Origin of the sequence: Dawidia soli (assembly GCF_018598185.1) — a bacterium.
Classification (GTDB): Bacteria; Bacteroidota; Bacteroidia; order Cytophagales; family Cyclobacteriaceae; genus Ohtaekwangia; species Ohtaekwangia soli.
Genome location: NZ_JAHESC010000018.1, coordinates 117,537 through 138,107, shown reverse-complemented (window position 1 = coordinate 138,107; position 20,571 = coordinate 117,537). Strand labels below are relative to the sequence as shown.

Here is a 20,571-nt window from a genome sequence, read left to right as displayed (position 1 = left end):
ATCTACACCGCCACCTTCGTCGGCAGCGTCAGAGGTGTATACGAGACAGCAGCAACCCCGACGACATCGAAAGTTTTAACATCTTAAAAGACGCGTCGGCTACGGCGATCTACGGATCGCGTGCTTCCAACGGCGTCATTATCATTACCACCAAGAAAGGCAATGCCGGCGACAAGATGCAGATACACTTCAGCTCGCAGGCATCCGTCTCCAAAGTGGTGAAGACGCTCGACGTGCTGAGCGCCGATGAATTTCGCGAGGTCGTAAACCAGTATGCCAACGCCAATGACAAAACCCGCCTGGGCACGGCCAATACCGATTGGCAGGATGCGATCTTTCGCGATGCCTATACATACGATAATAACCTGAGCCTGAGCGGCGCCGTGAAGAAGGTACCGTATCGCCTCTCCGTCGGCCGGTTGAGCCAGGAGGGTATCCTGTTGTCGTCGAAGCTCGAAAGAACATCGGCTGCGTTGAACCTCAATCCGACGTTCCTGGAGGAGCACCTGAAAGTGAACCTGAGCGTAAAGGGCCTGATGACCGAAAGTCAGTTTGCCGACGAAAGTGTGATCGGTACGGCAGCATTCTTTGACCCTACACAACCGATCCACGCGGACTATCCGACCTATGCCGGCTACTTTGAATGGATCCAGGGGAACGGTAACCCTACGGGTTTGGCACCGCGCAACCCTGTCAGTATCCTGCGGCAACAGGACGGCCATGCCGATGTGAAACGTAGCATCGGCAACCTGCAGCTGGATTATAAGCTGCACTTCCTGCCCGAGCTGCGCGCCAACCTCAACATGGGCTACGACATTTCGGAGAGCGACGGCTCGACCACTTTGCCAGCGACGATGGCGTCGGTCATGTTACAAGGAGGCACACACAATACCTATACGCAAAAGAAGCAGAACAACCTGCTGGACTTTTACCTGAACTATGTAAAAGAACTTCCCGGCCTGCACAGTAAGGTAGACGTTACCGCCGGTTATTCGTATCAGAGCTTTACCACCAAGAATCCGGCGAGCTACACCCTGAGCATTCAGAACGAGGGGGACACGCTGAACCGCGTGGAACCGGTCGAGCTGAAAAATGTGCTGGTGTCCTTCTTCGGTCGTTTGAACTATAGCTATAAAGACAGGTATCTGTTGACGGCAACGCTGCGTCGCGACGGCTCGTCGCGGTTCAGCCCCGACAGCCGCTGGGGTACGTTCCCGTCTGTAGCGCTGGCATGGCGCGTCATCGACGAGCCTTTTATGAAAGATGTAAAAGGCCTTACCGACCTGAAGCTTCGCGTGGGCTATGGCGTAACCGGTCAGCAGGACCTGGGCGCTACCTCGCAAGGGTACTACCCTTACCTGGCGCGTTACGTGCGCAGCAACGCGGAGGCCAGTTACCTGTTTGGTGATACCTATATCCGCACGCTGCGTGCGCAAGGATATGATTTTAATATCAAATGGGAAGAGACGCAGTCCTATAACGCCGGGATCGACTACGAGTTCCTGACCGGCAAGATCTACGGTAGTGTGGATTTCTATCAAAAGAAAACCAAGGATCTGCTGGCCGAAATTCCGTTGCCGGCCGGTTCGAACCTGACAAACCGCCTGTTCACCAACGTGGGCGAAGTGGAGAACCGCGGCGTTGAAGCGTCGGTAAATGTGAAGGCCGTGGAGCGCGGTAAGTTTGCATGGGACGTCGGCTTCAATGCTACGTACAACAAAAACGAAGTATTGCGTCTGAGCAAGACGGCCAATGAAAGCTCGGCCGGTATAGAGGTCGGTGAGATCGGTGGAGGCGTGGGCAACCGCATCCAGATCCACACCGTAGGGTATGCACCGTACTCGTTCTATGTATACAAGCAGGTGTACAACGAGCAGGGCGCACCGCTGGAAGGCGTGTACGAAGACCTGACCGGCGACGGCCGGATCACGGCAGAAGATAAATACCGGTATCACAATCCGGCGCCGGCGGTATTCCTGGGCTTCAACACCCGGCTTTCGTACGACCGCTTTACGCTGTCCATGGTGGCGCGGGCGTCGTTCCGGAACTACGTGTATAACAACAGCGCAGCCAACGCATACTTCTCCAACGTGTCACAGAGCGGCTACCTCATCAACATTCCCGCGGCGGTCTACGACACCCGGTTTGTGGGACCGAACGATGCGAACCGTCAATATTCGGATCACTTCGTGGAAAACGCGTCGTTCCTGCGCATGGATAACATCAACCTGAACTACCATGTAGGCAAGGTCATTAAAGAGAAGCTCGATGTGAACGTGTCGGCTACCTGCCAGAACGTGTTTGTGATCACAAACTACAGCGGTCTCGACCCCGAAACGTCTACCGGTCTGACCAACTCGTTCTATCCGCGTCCGCGCGTGTTTACACTGGGCCTGACTCTCGATTTCTAATCTTAACGGAGCGAAACACATGAAGACAACATTTATCAAAAATATAGCATTCACCGCCACGCTGGCGATGGGTGTACTGGGCTGTACCGATGACCTGGACCAGGTACCGAGATACGAGGATACATCCGCCAACATTTACAAGGACTTCGGCAACTACAAGTCTATTCTGGCCAAGGCCTATTCGGGTCTGGCGCTGACCGGCTCACAGGGACCGGAAGGCAATCCGGATATCAAGGGCGGAAACGAAGGCTTCTCATCTTACCTTCGTCAATACTGGCAACTGCAGGAGCTGCCGACAGACGAGGCGGTGATCAGCTGGACCGATGCGGGCTTGCCCAACCTGCACTTTATGGATTGGACCAGCACCAACCAGTTTGTGGAAGCGCTGTATTACCGTATCTTCTACCAGGTAGCGATCTGCAACGAGTTTATCCGCGAGACGACCGACGGCAAGCTGAGCGAGCGCGGCATTACCGGCGCCAACCTGGAAGAGGCTAAACACTACCGCGCCGAGGCGCGTTTCCTGCGGGCGCTGAGCTACTGGCATGCGCTGGACCTGTATGGTAGCGTGCCATTTGTAACCGAAACCGACGAGGTAGGCTCATTCTTTCCCAAGCAGATCTCGCGTGCCGACCTGTTTGCCTACCTGGAAAGCGAGCTGACAGCGATCGAAGCGGAGCTGGTGCCGGCCCGTCAGAATGAATACGCCCGCGCCGACCAGGCCGCCGCCTGGACACTGCTGGCCAAACTGTACCTCAATGCGGAGGTATACACCGGCGAAGCCCACTATACCGAGGCCATCACCTATACAAAAAAGGTGATCGACGCAGGCTATACGCTGGAAGAAGATTTTGAACATAACTTCCTGGCCGACAACGATCAGTCCACCGAGGTGATCTTCCCGGTAGCGTCAGACGGTCAGCGCATCCAGAGCTATGGCGGCATGAACTATATTCTGAAAGGCCCCATACCGCGCGGCAAGAATGTAGAGTACGGCATCGACGCCGGCTGGTCAGGTCCGCGTGCGACCAGGAACATCGTCGACCTGTTCCCGCCCATCGGCAGCGGCATCGACGAGCGCGAGATGTTCTTCACGGAAGGGTATACGCTGGAGATCAACAGTGTCTCTTCGGAGACAGACGGCTATCCCATCATCAAGTTCAAGAACATCACGTCTACAGGCGAGCCCGGTTCGCACACTACCTTTGTCGATACAGATTACCCGATGTTCCGCCTGGCGGACGTCTACCTCATGTATGCCGAAGCGGTATTGCGCAACGGCCAGGGAGGCAGCCGCGCCGAGGCCCTGGGCTATGTCAACGACCTGCGCGAGCGTGCCTATAACAATACCAGCGGTAACATTACTGATGGACAGCTGACGCTGGACTTTATCATCGACGAGCGTGCGCGCGAGCTGGCGAGCGAAGCGGTGCGTCGCACCGACCTGATCCGTTTTGGCCGCTTTACCGAAGGCACCTACCTGTGGCCCTGGAAAGGTGGCTTAAAAGAAGGCCGCGGCGTGGAGTCATACCGCAAACTGTACCCCATTCCGCAATCGGACCTGATCGCCAACCCCAACCTGGATCCGAAGGTAAACGGCTATTAATCATGCTATCGCAGATGTTTTTAAAGAGACAACTATGAAAAAGATACTGAACTATACCCTGGGCATGTGCCTGCTGACATGTGCCGCCTGTGACGAAGACGGCACCGACACCGTGTTGAAGGCAGGCGCGGATTCCCACCTCACGGCGTCGAAGGCGGAGATCGTGCTTACGATGGAAACGGCGGCAGAGACGGCCGTGGTATTCGAGCGCACCGATGCAGACTACGGCTTTGCATCCGCCGTTACGTACCGGCTGGAAGTCGACAAAAAGAGCGACAACTTCGAATCGCCGCGTACGCTGGTGCTGGATGCAAATCCGGAAGTGACGCTTACCGTGTCGCAGCTCAACGACATGATGCTGGCGGAAGAGCTGTCCGGCGAAGCGGCCGCCGACGTGGTCGTGCGGATCCGTGCCGACGTGTCGTCGTTTGTGGCATCGCGATATTCCAATACCGTCGAGCTGAAAGTAACACCCTATATCGCCGAGCCACCGTACCTCACGATATACCAGGTGGGAGATGCCGCCGAGTTTGGCTGGGATGCCAATGCCGCCAGCCCGATGTTCCGAAGCGCGGCGGATAATTTTACCTATACCTTCACCGGGCATTTAAATGCCGGCCAGCTGAAGATCCTGGCAAACCGGGGCCAGTGGGCGCCGATGTGGGGGGTGAACGGCAGCGATGTGTTCTTCCGCGAAACAGAAGCTGACCCTGATCCGGGCGCCTTTATGGTCGGCAGCGCGGGGTACTATACCTTCTCGCTGGACATTCTGAAAATGAACTATACCCTGGAAAGCTATGACGAGGCCGGCGCACCGGACTATGCCAGCGTGAACATCGCCGGCGACTTCAGTGGCTGGGCTTTGATCGCGATGGCGAATACCGTCTCCAACCCGCATGTGTGGACACTGGACTATACATTCGAGGCCGATGCGGCCTTCAAGTTTGTAGCCGACGGCTGGGCGGCGCAGTGGGGCACGGTCGGCGTTGGCGATAAGCTTTACGGCACGGCGGTACCGGCGGGCAACGACGACAAGATCGAAGTGACCGCGGGCAGCTATACCCTTGTGTTTAACGACCTGACCAAACAATTTCTACTGATCCCGCAAGAATAACGTCCCGAACCTCACAGGCACGGAGCCGCCATACGCCTGTGGTTCCGTTGCCTGGCGGGGTGAGGATGTTCAAGACTATTACCATGACCTTTATGTATCTACGCATATACCTGGCCGCCGCGGTGGCCGCGGTGACGCTGGCTGCTTGTCAGGACGACGACAGCGGCGCGACCGAAACAGCACGAAAACTGACCTACTACGGAGCCGACCTTTCCTACGTCAACCAGATCGAAGAGCACGGCGGTGTCTACAAAGACGACGGTCAGCAGCAATCGCCCTACGCGATCTTCAAGAACCACGGCACCAACCTGGTACGCCTGCGCCTGTGGCACAACCCCGCCTGGACGAAGGAAATATACGGCGCGGACGGCACGAAGATGTACAGCGATCTGAAAGATGTGGAAGCCTCCATCCGCCGCGCCCGGGAGCAAGGCATGGAGGTGTTGCTGGACTTTCATTACTCGGATACCTGGGCCGATCCGGCCGCGCAGGATGTTCCCGCCGCGTGGGCAAACATCACCGAGCTCGATGTGCTGAAAGACTCGGTTTATAACTATACATTCAAAACGCTGCGTTACCTGGATGGGCAGGGGCTGATGCCCGAGCTGGTGCAGATCGGCAACGAAACAAACTGTGGTATACTGTTCACTGACGCACCCGCGGGCTTCCCGACGTGCAATGTCTGTGAGGGGAAGTGGGCGGAGACCGGAGCGGTTATCAACCGTGCCATCGACGCCGTGCGCGATGCGACCGACGCATCTTCCACCAAGACCAAAGTAATTCTGCACATTGCCGATCCGAAGAACGTCAAGTGGTTCTTTGATAACCTGACCACTACCGGCGGGGTTACCGATTTTGAGATCATCGGCTTTTCCTACTACCCGCTGTGGCATACAACCATCACGCCGGACAAGCTTTCCGAGACGATCGCCGGTTTTAAGACCGCGTATAGCAAAGACGTGATGATCCTGGAGACGGCCTATCCGTGGACGATGGAGACAAACGACAGCTATACCAACCTGTTTGGCAGCGACCCGATCCTGCCCGGCTATTCGTATACCCGCCAGGGCCTCGAAAAGTTGCTCACCGACATGGCGCAGGAAGTGCACGACGGTGGCGGCCTTGGTATGATCTACTGGGAGCCCGCTTATATCAGCTCGAACATGAAGGATGCCGGGGGCACCGGCTCGTCGTGGGAGAACTGTGCGTTCTTTGACTTTTCGGGCAACGCCATACCGGCCATCGATTACATGCAGCAGTAACCCTTTGTACTTTTAATCGTGTATGTTTTGAAACGAACTGCCTTACTGATCCTGGCGGCTGTGACGTTTGCTGCGTCGCTGCCCGCCCAGACGCCGCGCAAGCATGCGTTGCTGGACGAAGGATGGAAATTCCACCTTGGTCACGCCGCCGATGCCTCGACGGATTTTAATTTCACCATTGCCAACCTGTTCTCGAAAACAGGCAAAGCCACGGGTACCGCCATCGACCCGACGTTCGACGATCAGTCCTGGACGAGCATAACCCTGCCGCACGATTGGGCAGTAGCCCTGCCGTTCGAGAATTCCGATAACGCCGATGTCCTGGGGCACGGATACAAGCCAGTGGGGGGCTTGTATCCCCGGAACAGCATCGGCTGGTATCGCAAGGCGTTTACGATCGTGCCGGCGGACTCTGGCAAGCGCTTCTCCGTGCAGTTCGACGGCGTCTTTCGCGACTGCCAGGTATGGATGAACGGCTTTTACCTCGGCCGCAATGAAAGTGGGTATGTAGGTTTTGAATACGACATCACCGACTATATCCGGTTCACGCAGGAGAACGTGCTGGTGGTGCGCGTGGACGCCTCGCAGTACGAGGGCTGGTTCTACGAAGGAGCGGGAATCTACCGGCACGTATGGTTGAATGAATCTGAGTCCGTACACATCCCGTCGGGCGGCGTGTTCTTTCATAGCAAAGTAACGGGCGGCGAGGCTACCGTTTCGGTCCACACAACGGTGGTGAACGACGGGTTGAAAGATGAATGGGTTTCCGTCCAGACCTATATCACCGACCGCAACGGTAAGGTTATTACCAAATCGGAAGAGGAAGGATCCAGCTTCGTCCCGGCGCAGGCGGGCATCCGGAGTCACGTGGAGCTCACGCTCAAAAATGCGCACCTGTGGTCGCTGGAAGACCCCTACCTGTACAAGGTAGTGAATGTCGTCCGGCAGAACGGCCGCGTCATCGACCAGGATCGTCAGCGTCTCGGCGTTCGTACCGTCGTGATCGATGCTGCCACGGGCTTGTCGCTTAACGGCAAGCGGATCAAGATCCAGGGCGTAAACTGTCACCAGGACCATGCGGGCGTGGGCCTGGCGCAGCCCGATTATCTGCACTACTACCGCATTCGCCGCTTGCAAGAGCTCGGCGTCAATGCCTATCGCACCAGTCACCATGCGCCCACGCCGGAGCTGCTGGATGCGTGCGACTCGCTGGGGATGCTGGTGCTGGACGAAGCCCGGCTGTTGAGCAGCTCGCGGGAATACCAGGATCAATTCCGGCGACTGATCGAGCGGGACCGCAATCACCCCTCGGTATTCCTGTGGTCGATCGGTAACGAAGAAGGCTATGCGCAAACGAACAGCATAGGCAAGCGTATTGCCCTGTCGATGCTGGCCCTGCAGCGCCAGTATGACTCCACGCGCACCAGCACCTACGCTGCCGACCTGGGCAACGTCTTCACGGGAGTAAACGAAGTCATTCCCATCCGTGGGTTCAATTATCGCGAGAAACATGTCGTGGCCTATCACCGGGATCACCCGGGGCAGCCCATCGTGGGCACCGAGATGGGGAGTACCGTTACGACACGGGGCATTTATGCGATCGACTCTGTAAAAGGCTATTTGCCCGACCAGGACATTACCGCGCCCTGGTGGGCGTCTACGGCCGAGGCATGGTGGCCCCTGGCCGCTGAGAACGATTGGTTCATGGGGGGCTTTGTGTGGACGGGGTTCGACTATCGCGGCGAGCCAACGCCGTTCCAATGGCCTAACATCAGCTCGCATTTCGGGATCATGGATGTGTGCGGCTTTCCGAAGAACATTTATTACTACTACCAGTCGTGGTGGACGAACAAAGACGTGCTCCACATCTCTCCGCACTGGAACTGGAAAGGGCGGGAGGGCAGGAACATAGACGTATGGGTAAACTCCAACGCCGACCAGGTGGAGCTGTTTCTGAACGGAAAAAGCCTCGGTAAAAAAGCCATGGTGCGCAACCGACACCTGCAATGGAGCGTGCCGTACCGGGCCGGTACGCTGGCGGCGGTAGCGACAAAACAAGGCCGTACGTTTCGCACCCAGGTGCAGACAACGGATGCGCCGTATGCCCTCGAGCTCTCGACGGAACGCACCACGGTGCTCGCCGACGGGCGTGACGCCGCCGTAGTAGATGTCCTGGTAAAAGACAAGCGCGGGAGGGAAGTGCCGGATGCGGGCAACCTGGTGCGCTTCAGCGTGCAGGGCGACGCCCGCGTCATCGGTGTGGGCAACGGCGATCCCAGCAGCCACGAGCCCGATCAGTGTGCGCCAGGAGCGTGGCAACGGTCGCTCTTCAACGGCAAATGCCAGGTGATTATACAGACAGGCAAGACGGTGGGCGCTATCCGGCTGGAAGCTACGGGTGAAGGGCTTCGGCCCGCAGCCGTAACGATACAGGCCACCGCTGAGAAATAAATTTGAGAAACGGAAAAGATAGAAGCATGAAGATAAAAATAATATTGTTGATCGTAACGTGTGTGATCAGCGCCACGGGCTGGGCGCAGAAAGGAACAGATGTGTATGTCGATAAGGACGGCATCATGCGATGGGGCAAGACCCGGGAAGAGGTACGCGCCTTTGGCGTGAACTATACCGCGCCCTTTGCCTTTGCTTATCGCACGGCCCAACAACAGGGCATCGATCTGAAAAAGGCCATCGACGACGATGTATACCACTTTGCGCGCCTGGGCTTTGACCTGTACCGTGTGCACGTGTGGGACTGCGAGATCAGCGACAGTGTCGGCAATCTGTTAAACAACGAGCACCTCGAGCTTTTCGACTACATGCTCAAGAAGATGAAGGACCGGGGCATGAAGTTCATGATCACACCCATTGCCTACTGGCAAAACGGCTGGCCGGCACCCGATCAAAAGACGCCGGGCTTTTCGTTCAAATACGGCAAAGGCGACTGCCTCACCAACGAAGGGGCCATCCGTGCCCAGGAGAACTATCTCTACCAATTCCTGAATCACGTCAATCCCCATACCGGCCTCGCGTACAAGAACGACCCCGACATCATCGCTTTCGAGGTATCGAACGAACCGCACCACGGCGAGCCGGCCCCGAAGGTGACCGCCTTCATCAAGCGCATGGTCACGGCCATGAAAAAGACCGGCAGCAAAAAGCCGGTGTTCTATAACATCAGCCACAGCATTCACCTGGCCGACGCGTATTTCGACGCCGGCATCCAGGGCGGAACCTTTCAGTGGTACCCCACGGGCCTGGGCTCGAACCACGAACTGGGCGGTAATCTATTGCCCAACGTCGACAACTACATTATTCCCTTCGCGGCAAATCCCGGCTTTAAGAAGATCGCCAAGCTGGTCTACGAGTTCGACGCTGCCGACGTGGGTCGGTCGTATATATACCCGGCCATGGCCCGGAGCTTCCGCACCGCGGGCATGCAGATCGCCACGCAATTCGCCTACGACCCGACCTACATGGCCGATGTCAACACCGAGTACGGCACCCACTACATGAACCTGGTCTATACTCCGCAGAAGGCGCTTAGCCTCAAGATCGCCGGCGAAGTATTCCGCCATGTACCACTCTATAAAAGCTACGGCCGTTATCCCGCCAACGCCACCTTTGGAGACTTCAGCGTAAGCTATGAACAGGACCTGGCGCAGATGGTCACCCCGACGAAGTTCTATTATACAAACAACACCCGCACAACGCCACCCGCGGTCGACAAGCTCGAAGAAATTGCGGGATGGGGTAATTCACCCGTGGTGCAGTACAACGGTACGGGCGCCTATTTCCTGGACCGCGTTGCCCCGGGCGTATGGCGTCTGGAAGTCCTGCCCGATGCGGTGTGGATAGACGATCCGTTCAGCAAGGCCAGCCCTTCGAAAAAGATGGCCGTGGTGCACGCACGTGCATGGCCCGTCAATATTCAATTACCCGATCTGAAAGACGGCTACACGGTACAAGGCATGAACGCCGGAAACGCATTTTCCGCTGTCGCCGCCGGAACGTCGTTTACGGTAACCCCCGGCACGTATCTGCTCACACGCAAAGGCGCGACGACGGGCGATCTGAATGTCCGTCTTCATCACAACATCGGCCTGCGGGAGTTTGCCGCGCCAGGCACAAGCGTGAAGCAATCGTACGTGCTGCACAAGCCGATGGCGTCGGCCACGGAAGGAGGGGCGCTTGCCGTAGAGGCTACCGTTGTAACGGCGACCGTGCCCGATGCGGTAGAGCTATCGGTATACGGCAAACATTGGAAGCCCGAAGTAATTCGTATGGAAGCCGGCAGCGGGTATACATACCGTGCTACAATCGCCGCGTCGTTTCTGCAGGCCGGTACGCTTCGCTATTATATCACGGTGCGCACGGCGGGCAAAGCCGTGACATATCCCGGCGCGATCCCGCGTGGCGCCACGGATTGGGATTTTTATGGAACGCCCTACACGGTACCTGTACTCCCCGCGAAGAGCCCCGTGTACCTCTTTACAGCATCCGACGAGTCGAAGCTCTCCCGCAATTGGACGCCCGGCACCAGCCTGATGCCTCTGGCTGAGCCTGGCCGCGTGGAGCTGGTCGTGCCGATCAAAAAACTCTTCGAAGTCGATCCTGAAAACCGTCAGGGCAAAGAAGTACACGACTACTCCATGCGTTACCACTTCACCGGACAGGTAACCGGAAGACAGTCGGATATGACGAACGCTACGCGTATCGTCTTCCGCGGCCGCACCGGAGACGCTACGCCGTTGCCGGTACAAATCGCCCTGATCCTGCGCGACGGCTCGGCGTACGGCGCCACGGTATCCGTAGACGTCCGCACCGGTGATTACAGCCTCGCGCTGGCCGACCTGAAACCCGTATCCGTGGTGACGTTGCCTCGCCCGTATCCGTCCTTCTTGCCGTATTACTTTATACCTTCATCGGTCTCGAAGTTTTCTCTCGAGCAGGCCGAGACCCTGCAGATCTCCATCGGACCCGGCATAACGGGTGCTGGATTAGAGAGCTCGCACACGCTGGTCGTCGAGAGCGTGCGATTAGAGTGATAGCGATAGGGCGGTGGAACGGCGCCCGATGGTTCAGCCGGCAATACAAGTAAAGACGATGCCGTCGTTCCTACAAGCTCTTCCGATCCTTCGGAAGAGCTTTTTATTTCTTTCCGTGCCGATGCCGTCGTTTCGGCTCCCGCCAGATGTTCAGGCGACTGAACGGCATCCACCGAACGCGTCGGCGCGGTTGAATGCCAATTATACCTGCATGCCGCAATACCGTCTTGTATAGATGCCTTCGGTTGTACCGGCTCTTCTCTCGTCACTTTTGTCGATACAAGGGCGTCGATCCCATCCGGTTGCCCTGCCACGGCAATTACCTTCCCAACCCCCGCGCGCTTCACCTCCGTCACGACATCGTCTTCCATCGGCGATCCATACCGCACGCCCACCGTCAGCATCAAACTATAGTGTTCATCGGCGGGTACCTGATCCGTGAGGGCTATCTCCAGCGCAGTAGCAGGCGAGCCCTTCAACGCCGGATACCACGGCGAAGATACGCTCTTCGGCGCGAACGCGCCCGTGTACCAGTCCCGCGGTTTATATACCCCTGCCCGGGCATCGAACGTAAAGTCCGGCACAACGCCCAGGCTTACCTCGACGCGGAACCGTGCATGTCTGTTGTTCGGATGGAAATTGATATCGCGCAGCAATGCCGGAATGTTCACCCGGGCTGAAAGTGTCTCGCGGCTTATAGTATAGCTGAGGGGCGTGCGGACCACCGAATCAAATGTCGTAGCTTTATTCAGCTGGAAGCCTGCCAGCAAGTCTGTATGCCTGGACAGCTCGATGGACCGGCGCCCCAGCTCGCTGGTGCCGTCCTGCTTCTGCACGATCTTCAGCGCTTTGTTGATAAAGCCGCTGAAGTTATAGTCGGCCAGGTTCCGTATGGGGTGCATCATGAGCCGTACCTCTTTGCCCATCTTCGAGCACCCGCCGAACTCGCTCATATATAAGCGAGGCACAGCAAATGTCGGCGAATTTTTGACATATTCCCTGGGCGCGCCGCCCTTCTGTCGCACAACGATCTTGTCGACACCGCGCATGTGGTAAAAACTGAGGTTGCCGAGACGGCCGGTGATCTTGAGCTCTTCTAAGAATGCCATACGTAAACTTGAGTTAATGAACTGATTTTTTTTTAAACGGCCGCGAGAGGGGCAACTGTTTCTGTAGACAATATGGAGACTTGATACCAAAAGACTATCAATTGTACATCTATACTTTTTTGAATTTTATCCAGATCGTCATATGACCCGGATGAATATAGATCCTGGTTATGAGTGGTGTATAAATGGATCAAAAACGCGTTATCAGTAGGTTATCCTCTCTGATAGCTGGAGAATTTCGGACGGCTGGACGACTTATACACATAAAATTGTGAAGAGTTCCGTATCGCGTGTGGGTTGAATGTTTACAACCCGGGGTATACTTGTGAGGATTGGGGAAATTGTTAATGTATACATCTGGCAGGTACCCGGATGGATGTAGTGAACATATACCTGGAAAATAAAGGGCATGATATCTGAATTCCGGCGTGGCCGTTTTTAGGGGTGAGCAATATTCTGCAGGGATAATTTGGCGCAGATCGGCCGAAAACGACGTAAATTCAATTTATTAGTTTAAATTTTTAAAAATAATTGAGGTGAATTGAACTTATCAGTTGAGTTTTGTTATCTTTGTGGGGTCAAGTTAGAAGTAATTATAATTTTATGGCATCGTTACCTCAAGTTGAAGCCTTTTTGGCTTCGTTTAAGACCAAAATGGGCGTTTTTACGGTAATTTTTAGGGAAAGGGACAAGAATCGGCAAGCATTGATCGATCTGGAAATAGCACCAATAACACGGCAAGAAATTTTGAGAGCGCTAACCCCCGAAAATTATTATCGGGGCCCCACGACAGACGTTGATAGCGGTCCTGATTTGTGGGAGTTTGGCGTGTTTGTAAAACAGAAAGAGGTATATATTAAGATCACGATGGGGATGCAGGGCAGGCCGGTTATTTGTATCTCGTTCCATTGTGCTGAAAGATCGATTGACTATCCATTTAAGAGAAAATTATGAAAAGTCCGTTTACAGATGGAGAGGCGACTCTTCAATATGAAAAGAAAGACATTGAATTCCGGAAAGATATCTTTCCAACGATCCAGTTTTATTATAAGTGTAATGATACGGGTGAAGAGTTTACCACCACGGAGTTAGACGAAGTTAATATTAGTCAGCTGTATAATCAGTATCGGGATAAATACAGCATTCCCTTTCCGGATGAGATCCGGGAGATCCGGGAACAATATGGTATTTCGGCAGCGAAGATGTCGGAGATCCTGGGCTTTGGCGCGAATAGCTACCGGCAGTATGAGGCCGGCGATATTCCGACGGTGGCCAGTGGCCGGTTGATACAAGCGGCAAAAGAACCGGCGGAATTCCGGAAGTTTCTCGACGCCAGCAAACGTGTATTAACAGATCGGGAGTATGAAAAAGTGCGTCATCGTGTTGATCTATTGATCAAAGAGAAAGATGAGAATCTTTGGGAAAATCTTTTCACCGAGCACATCTTCAGCCATGCGCGGCCTACGGAATTTACAGGATTTCGCAAGCCTTCCATGACACGCATTGCCATGATCATTGCTTTTTTTTCGGAACACGTCGACAAGCTTTGGAAGACCAAGCTGAACAAGCTTCTATTCTATTGTGACTTTCTGCACTATAAACGCTCGGGGTATTCCATTAGCGGCATCGCCTACCGGGCTATACCGTTGGGGCCGGTGCCGGCTGAGTACGAGAAGCTCTACATCAAGTTAAGCGACGACAAGTTTGCGTCCATCGAGCTCGTTGAATTTAACGACGGTAATTACGGTGAGGCAATTTCTGCGTCTGACAAGTTTGACAGCTCACATTTTACAGAAGCAGAGCTGGCAACGTTGCGTGATGTTGCCCGGAAATTTGCCAGGTCCAACACCCGGCAGATTATCGAGATCAGCCACGGGGAAAAGGCCTGGCTGGAGAACCAGGCCCGTAACAACCTGATCAGCTATCAGAAGTATGCCTTCGAGCTGATCGCTCTCCAATAGTTTACCATCCAATTCCATAATCCTCGCCGTGGTTCCCTGACCCGCCCCAAAACGTGCCGTGCAGACGATCAAAATAAATGGCGTTGATCGGTCCGGCAGTCCTGTCGTCCACGCTGATGGCATATCCCATCTTCTTCAGCTCCCGTAAAACGTAGTCCGGTGTGCGGGCATTTACCAGTATGGAGCCGGGCTTCCGATCGTGATTTCCAAAGGACGACCGCATCTGGTAGCTCACGATGTTGGGGGCTTCTACCGCTTCCTGGATCGTCATTCCAAACTCGACTACGTTTAAAAAGCACTGCAGCAGATCCTGGTCCTGGCTATCGCCGCCTTGTACGGCGAAGGACAGAAAGGGCTTGCCGTCTTTGAGCGCTAAGCCGGGAGTGAGTGTTACGCGCGGACGTTTGCCGGGCTCTAATACGTTGAAGGGATTTTGGCGCTCGTCCAATACAAAGGACTGCATGCGTTGGCTCATGCCTACGCCGGTCTTGCCGGCGATGCAGGCGGGGATCCAGCCGCCGCTGGGCGTGACCGACACCACCCAGCCTGCTTCGTCAGCCGCTTCGATGGAGGTGGTGCCCCTGCGGAAGTCGGCCAGGTATGCTTCGTCTAACGGGGAGGGTATTGGGGCTTGGCGGGCCTGGTTGTATTGACGGAGGAGTGCCTGGTAGGGGTTGACCTTTTGCTCGAAGGGGTAGGGGTCGCCGGGGCCGGCGCTGGCATTGTTACCATCGGGGTTGATCTCTTTGGCGCGGGCCTTGGCGTATTCTTTGGAGAGCAGGCCTTTCAACGGTTCGTCTGGAGCAAAGGCCGGGTCGCCGTAGTAGAAGTCACGGTCGGCGAAGGCCAGGTTCATGGCCTGGTAGAGGGTATGCATATAGCGGGCGGAGTTGTAGCCCATGGCCTTCAGGTCGAAGTTTTCGAGGATGTTCAGGGCCTGGAGCATCGCGGGGCCTTGCGTCCACGACGAGAGCTTATAGACGTCGATGCCTTTGTAGTTTGCCGATACCGGTTCTTCGATCTTTACTTTCCAGTTGGCGAGGTCTTCTTTTGTGATCAGGCCCCCTTGTTCCTGGCAGCCGCGGACAAACTCGGCGGCGATGTCGCCTTTGTAGAACCGGTCATAGGCGGCGTAGATCGCTTCCTTGCGGCTCTTGCCTTTCTTAAGGGCTTGCTGTTCGGCTTCCACCAGCTTGCGGAGTGTTTGAAGCAAGTCTTCTTGCTTGAATACTTCACCGGCAACGGGGGCTTCGCGCTCCTGGCCGGCGTGGGGTAAGAAGACGGCCCTGGAGTACGGCCATTGTTTGATCCTGTCTTTGTTACGCTCGATGCTGTTGGCGGTTTGGGCTTCGATGGGATATCCCTCGGCCATCTGCATGGCGGGCGTCAGTACATCGCGTAAGCTGAGCGTTCCCCACTCGGCAAGCATCGTGCAAAGTCCGCCGGGTGTGCCGGGCGTCACCGCCGCTAACGGTCCGTACTCGGGCGGAAACTCCATGTTCTTGCTTTTATAGTATGCCGGTGTGGCGCCGGTGGGGGCCACGCCAAGGGCATTGAGGGCGATGACTTTGCCGGTCCTGGGGTTATAGATCAGCGCTTGTGTTTCGCCACCCCAGCTCAGCACGTCCCACATGGTGCAGGTAGCGGCCAGCATGGCACACGCTGCGTCTACGGCATTGCCGCCACGCTGAAAGACCATCGCGCCGGCGGTGGCGGCGAGCGGCTTGCCGGTGACGGCCATCCAGTGGCGGCCGTGCAACGGTGGCTTTTGTGTGCCCTGTATACGGGCATTGAATGTTTGGCTATATACGCCGGTGGTCATGACGATGCCGGCCAGGATCGGGAACAGGTTTCGGAGTGGAGACATAATAACAGGAATATACATACAGGTCGAACGGCATCATACAGGATTTATATCACCGGTGCTGGTCATAGACCAACTGCGGAACGGACTGCTGTAATACCTGTATGGACGACGCAGGCATTATGGCATGGCGTGCTGCTTCGACAACATCGGTCAGCTGTGCGTTCGTGCGAATGCCTACGACGGAGCTTGTTACGGCGGGGTGGTAAAGCACATAGCCCAGTGCAGCCGATGTTTTCGAGGTCTTGCCGGTTGCCACCTGCTGGATCGATGCCGATGCTTTTGCTACCGCGTCAGCGGGGAGTGTCAGGTAGGCCTTTGCGGGTTTGTCGATCAACAGTCCGCTTGCCAGGCTGCCCCGCACCAGCACGCCGATCTGATGCTCACGCAGCAGCTCCAGGCACGACTCTTCCGGCCGGCGATCCAGCACACTGTATTGCATCATGACGCTGACGATGTTCGATCGCTTGCAATATTCGCGGATCACGTTCGGGCGAATGGAGGAGATGCCGTAGTGCCGGATCTTTCCTTGTCGCTGCAGCTGCTCAAAGGCTTCAATCGTTTCGTCGATGGGATCGTCGATCGTGCCGCCGTGCAGTTGGTACAGATCAATATAATCCGTCTGGAGTCGTCGTAGGCTTGCTTCGACGGCTTGCAGAATATATTCCTTGCGCGGATTCCAATCCCAGCCGCTGCCATCGGGCCGCAGCTGGTTGCCAACCTTTGTGGCGATCACGACTTTCCCGCGCATGCCCGCAAACGCGCGGCCAACGGTCTCTTCGTTAAAGCCCGCCTGATAGAGATCGGCGGTATCAAAGTAATTGATGCCCTGGTCGAAGGCCTGATGTAACAACGCTTTATTGGCCACGTGGTCATTTCCGAGTGACATGCAGCCGAAGCTGATCTCGCTTATGCGAAGGGACGTTTTGGACAGCGCGCGATAATTCATTATGGTTTCTACTTTGTAAGCGTTTTTATCCTGTTATGGTGAATTCCTCCATTAATATCGCTAATTACTTCTCCAGTTTCTTCAGCTCGTGATCGAGGTAGGACCGCGACAGCCAATAGCCGTGCATCATCACGCCGTCGATCGTGCGCGTTTGTGTGATATCGGTGAGGGGGTTGCCATTCAACAATACCAGGTCGGCGACATTGCCGGTCTTTACGACGCCCGCGTCGGCGCGATGCAAATAGTTCGCAACGTTGACGGTACCCGCCCGCAACGCCTGATACGGCGTGAGACCGGAACGGACGAGGAATTCCAGCTCCTGGTGGGCCGAGAAGCCCGGTACATTAAATACCTGGGGTGCGTCCGAGCCCAGCAATAAGCCCACACCTTGCTGCTGACACGCCAATATAAGCCGGCGGCGCAACTTGACGTAGCGCATTACGGCTTCTGGATTATAGCGCGGATTCGAGGCGAGGTTGGTTTTTGCCTCACACCACTGGTTGACGGTTTCTTTCTTCATATAGCGCGTGGGCGCTTCGGCGCGGAAGGCTTCGGGTGTCATGCCGGGGGCGATCCAACGCTCGGCCAGTGCCTGAGTAGGCACTACCCAGGTGTTGCCGGTCTTAAGGCCCTGGATCAGGGCGGGGATCTTTGTCGTGTCGGCCTGATCGGCTACGAATACGCCGAAGAGACCGATCTGCTGGTCGCTCATCTTTTCGATGCCGGGCACCAGGCCTTCGACAAAACCGTCGAGGTGATCGATCGAGGAATAGCCCGACGTGAGGGCGTGCCAGATGCCAACCCCGGACGACACGTGGCCGATGAACGGTATGCCTACCTGCTTGGCGGTGTAGGCGATGGTATCAAACTTCTCGCGCGTCAGGCCGGGGTGGAGCTTCAGGAAATCATAGCCGGCTGCTCTTTGCTTGCGCACCAGGTCGGCGCCGGCCGCCGGCGAGGTGATACTCATGCCGTTGAACGAGGGACCGGCGGTGTACAGGTCGGGGCCGATGATCTCATGACGCTGCAACATGCCGCGCAGCTCAAGGTGGCGCGGGTGGCCCAGCATGCCGCGGATGGTGGTGATGCCGTTGGCCGCAAAGAGCGTGATCACTTCCCGGGCAGGGGCAAGGTCGTCGACCGGAGGTACGTGCGCGTGCATTTCCGCCAGGCCGGGAATCAGGTATTTACCCCGGCCGTCGATGACCATGGCGTTCTTGCCATACGTCACCTTCGGGCCCATTGCTTTGATCTTGCCTTGCTCGATCACGACGGTCTGGTCGGTCAGTACTCGTTCTGTGTCCATGGGAATTACGTTGACATGTGTAATGACCAGAGCACGCTGACGCGAGTCTATTGGTGTTTGCGCCCACAGCCCTATTGGGAGAAGGAGCAGGGTAGCGATAAGGGTTTTCATCTGGATGTAAGGGGTTATAGGAACAAGATAGGAAATGTTGCGCTTGCTCTGTGAAAATCCGGATGAGAGGCGGGAAATCCGAGTGAGTGTGAGCGCGGGAGTGATGAACGACCATTAAGAAAACACCCGGTTAAAAAAACACCCCGTCTTGTGGTGGACGGGGTGCACGGCAGTTGCAAACTGCCTACAGTTCAGGCACAAGTTCCGCACCTGCGCTATCGCTGGGTGCTTAAACTTGCGCCAGATTCATATTATTTTATGGATTTGATGAGGTCTTCGTTCATCATTTGGTAGTCGCGGTTGCCGGCGGTTTTGGCTTTGGCCAGGGAGGCGTTAGCTGTTTCGGTGGCGCCTTTTTTGTCGCCGAGGGCTTTTTGGATCTTGGCTTTCTGGTGCAGGACCCAGAAGGCGTCGGGGTTGGCTTTGGCGGCTTCGTTGATCCAGGTCAGCGCCTGGTTCAGGTCGCGGCCGGTCTCCAGGTAGTATACGGCGGCCTGGAAGTAGCTGTTTCCGTTCGGACTGGACTTCATGGCTTCCTCGATTGACTTCATCACTTGCGCGTCGTAATCAACCGTTACCGTGAATTTTATAGAGGTATTTTCCCAGGCCACTTGCACTTTGGCGCTCTTGTTGTCGGCAGCAATGTCGCCGATGCCGATGGTCAGGGTCTCTACTTTCTCGGCAAGCTTCGAAGCTTTTACTTTGAAGTTGGCTGCATCTTTCGACTTGTCATAAGCGCCGGTGTTGCCACCCAGGGCTACGTCTTTATAGAGGGATACGGTCCACTCGGTTGCGCCGGGCCAGGTGAGCAGCAGGTAGTCACCTTTCGGTACGGCTATGCCTTCTACTTTCACATCGTCGGAGAACGATACGACGGTACCCTGGTTAGCACCTGTACGCCAGATCTTTCCGTAGGGAACGAGCACGGTCGCGTCAGTGCCGAAGATCTTGCGGCCTTTGGCGCTGGGGCGGTAGTAGGCTACTTTGACATCTGTCAGGCCAACGGTGGTCGATACGGATCCTGCCGTGCTGGCGGCGGGCGTCTTTACTTGCGCGCCGGCGGTGAGGCTGGCGGCAAAAAGCAGTGTGATCCAAAACGTTCTTTTCATGTGGTTAAATATTTTGGTGGTTTTAAAGCGCGCAAGTTAAACAAGGTTTTGAATCGTTATCTTTCAATATTTGTTAAATAACCTGTTAAAATGTTGAATGTGGCCCGTCACACGGCCGAGAGCGGTATGCGATTGACACAAGAGTTTTATGTGCGCGACAACGTCGTCAAGATCGCGCGGGAGTTGCTGGGGAAGGTATTGTACACGGAACAAAACGGCATCGTAACAGCCGGCATGATCGTCGAGACGGAAGCCTATTCGTGGAAGGAGCGTGGGTGTCATGCTTACGGCGCGCGAAAGACCCCCCGCAATGCCATTATGTTCGAGACGGGCGGTTATGCGTATGTCTATTTATGCTACGGCATGCACCATCTCTTTAATGTGGTGACTAACAAAGCGGGCACCGCGGACGCGGTATTGGTGCGGGCGGTAGAGCCGGTGATCGGGTTGCCGGAGATGCAGATCCGGCGGGGCAAGCTGAACAATCCCTTTCACCTGACCTCCGGCCCGGGCAAATTAACTAAAGCCATGGGCATTGATAGAAAGTTAAATGGAAAATCGCTGCTTGAGCACGAAGTTTGGTTAGAGGATAGTGGCGAGCGGGTCACGCCGGCCAAGATCGAGGTCAGTTCCCGGATCGGGATCGACTATGCCGGCGAAGACGCGAAGCTTCCCTGGCGGTTTACGATCAAAGGCAACCGCTGGGTGAGCAAGTGAGCTA

The 20,571-nt window shown here is 55.9% G+C and carries 13 protein-coding genes; 9 read left to right on the top strand and 4 right to left on the bottom strand.

The window, feature by feature from the left end; genetic code table 11:
• The 8 genes from KK078_RS13920 to KK078_RS13885 form a co-directional block, all read left to right on the top strand.
• Positions 1–2,411 (top strand): SusC/RagA family TonB-linked outer membrane protein (locus tag KK078_RS13920; protein WP_254090893.1); only part of this gene is annotated, 2,411 nt, incomplete at its 5' end.
• 19 nt (positions 2,412–2,430) lie between these two features.
• The gene (locus tag KK078_RS13915; RefSeq protein WP_254090892.1) at positions 2,431–4,017 is read left to right on the top strand and encodes a RagB/SusD family nutrient uptake outer membrane protein; all 1,587 of its coding nucleotides are present in this window, start codon (positions 2,431–2,433) and stop codon (positions 4,015–4,017) included.
• Positions 4,018–4,051: 34 nt separating this feature from the next.
• On the top strand, positions 4,052–5,131 hold the full coding sequence (locus KK078_RS13910) for a SusE domain-containing protein (protein WP_254090891.1): 1,080 nt from the start codon (positions 4,052–4,054) through the stop codon (positions 5,129–5,131).
• A gap of 92 nt (positions 5,132–5,223) precedes the next feature.
• Positions 5,224–6,393, top strand: a complete 1,170-nt coding sequence (locus KK078_RS13905; RefSeq protein WP_254090890.1) for a glycoside hydrolase family 53 protein — start codon at positions 5,224–5,226, stop codon at positions 6,391–6,393.
• A gap of 27 nt (positions 6,394–6,420) precedes the next feature.
• The gene (gene galA / locus KK078_RS13900; RefSeq protein ID WP_254090889.1) at positions 6,421–8,844 is read left to right on the top strand and encodes a beta-galactosidase GalA; all 2,424 of its coding nucleotides are present in this window, start codon (positions 6,421–6,423) and stop codon (positions 8,842–8,844) included.
• Positions 8,845–8,870: 26 nt separating this feature from the next.
• A complete protein-coding gene (locus KK078_RS13895; RefSeq protein ID WP_254090888.1) occupies positions 8,871–11,441 on the top strand; it encodes a cellulase family glycosylhydrolase in 2,571 nt (856 codons plus the stop codon).
• Positions 11,442–13,153: 1,712 nt separating this feature from the next.
• The gene (locus tag KK078_RS13890) at positions 13,154–13,504 is read left to right on the top strand and encodes a hypothetical protein (protein ID WP_254090887.1); all 351 of its coding nucleotides are present in this window, start codon (positions 13,154–13,156) and stop codon (positions 13,502–13,504) included.
• On the top strand, positions 13,501–14,511 hold the full coding sequence (locus KK078_RS13885; RefSeq protein ID WP_254090886.1) for a type II toxin-antitoxin system antitoxin SocA domain-containing protein: 1,011 nt from the start codon (positions 13,501–13,503) through the stop codon (positions 14,509–14,511). The genes KK078_RS13890 and KK078_RS13885 overlap by 4 nt, the downstream gene beginning before the upstream one ends.
• Position 14,512: 1 nt before the next feature.
• On the opposite strand, the gene KK078_RS13880 is transcribed toward KK078_RS13885, so the two are convergent.
• From KK078_RS13880 to KK078_RS13865, 4 genes are all read right to left on the bottom strand, one after another.
• Positions 14,513–16,333: a gamma-glutamyltransferase family protein gene (locus KK078_RS13880; protein ID WP_254090894.1), complete on the bottom strand. Its 1,821-nt coding sequence runs from the start codon at positions 16,331–16,333 to the stop codon at positions 14,513–14,515.
• Between the two features lie 94 nt (positions 16,334–16,427).
• The gene (locus KK078_RS13875; RefSeq protein ID WP_262898681.1) at positions 16,428–17,324 is read right to left on the bottom strand and encodes an aldo/keto reductase; all 897 of its coding nucleotides are present in this window, start codon (positions 17,322–17,324) and stop codon (positions 16,428–16,430) included.
• 64 nt (positions 17,325–17,388) lie between these two features.
• Positions 17,389–18,741: an amidohydrolase family protein gene (locus KK078_RS13870; RefSeq protein WP_254090885.1), complete on the bottom strand. Its 1,353-nt coding sequence runs from the start codon at positions 18,739–18,741 to the stop codon at positions 17,389–17,391.
• A gap of 251 nt (positions 18,742–18,992) precedes the next feature.
• Positions 18,993–19,850, bottom strand: coding sequence for a DUF2911 domain-containing protein (locus KK078_RS13865; RefSeq protein WP_254090884.1), 858 nt, complete (start codon positions 19,848–19,850; stop codon positions 18,993–18,995).
• 90 nt (positions 19,851–19,940) lie between these two features.
• Between KK078_RS13865 and KK078_RS13860 the strand changes: the two genes are divergently transcribed.
• On the top strand, positions 19,941–20,567 hold the full coding sequence (locus KK078_RS13860) for a DNA-3-methyladenine glycosylase (protein ID WP_254090883.1): 627 nt from the start codon (positions 19,941–19,943) through the stop codon (positions 20,565–20,567).
• Positions 20,568–20,571 lie beyond the last annotated feature (4 nt).

Bases quoted from the DNA above. Each gene is read 5' to 3' on its own strand.
- KK078_RS13870 (WP_254090885.1), bottom strand. From the start codon at position 18,741: ATGAAAACCCTTATCGCTACCCTGCTCCTTCTCCCAATAGGGCTGTGG.
- KK078_RS13905 (WP_254090890.1), top strand. From the start codon at position 5,224: ATGTATCTACGCATATACCTGGCCGCCGCGGTGGCCGCGGTGACGCTG.
- KK078_RS13885 (WP_254090886.1), top strand. From the start codon at position 13,501: ATGAAAAGTCCGTTTACAGATGGAGAGGCGACTCTTCAATATGAAAAG.
- KK078_RS13880 (WP_254090894.1), bottom strand. From the start codon at position 16,333: ATGACCACCGGCGTATATAGCCAAACATTCAATGCCCGTATACAGGGC.
- KK078_RS13890 (WP_254090887.1), top strand. From the start codon at position 13,154: ATGGCATCGTTACCTCAAGTTGAAGCCTTTTTGGCTTCGTTTAAGACC.
- KK078_RS13865 (WP_254090884.1), bottom strand. From the start codon at position 19,850: ATGAAAAGAACGTTTTGGATCACACTGCTTTTTGCCGCCAGCCTCACC.
- KK078_RS13915 (WP_254090892.1), top strand. From the start codon at position 2,431: ATGAAGACAACATTTATCAAAAATATAGCATTCACCGCCACGCTGGCG.
- KK078_RS13860 (WP_254090883.1), top strand. From the start codon at position 19,941: ATGTTGAATGTGGCCCGTCACACGGCCGAGAGCGGTATGCGATTGACA.
- KK078_RS13875 (WP_262898681.1), bottom strand. From the start codon at position 17,324: ATGAATTATCGCGCGCTGTCCAAAACGTCCCTTCGCATAAGCGAGATC.
- KK078_RS13895 (WP_254090888.1), top strand. From the start codon at position 8,871: ATGAAGATAAAAATAATATTGTTGATCGTAACGTGTGTGATCAGCGCC.
- KK078_RS13910 (WP_254090891.1), top strand. From the start codon at position 4,052: ATGAAAAAGATACTGAACTATACCCTGGGCATGTGCCTGCTGACATGT.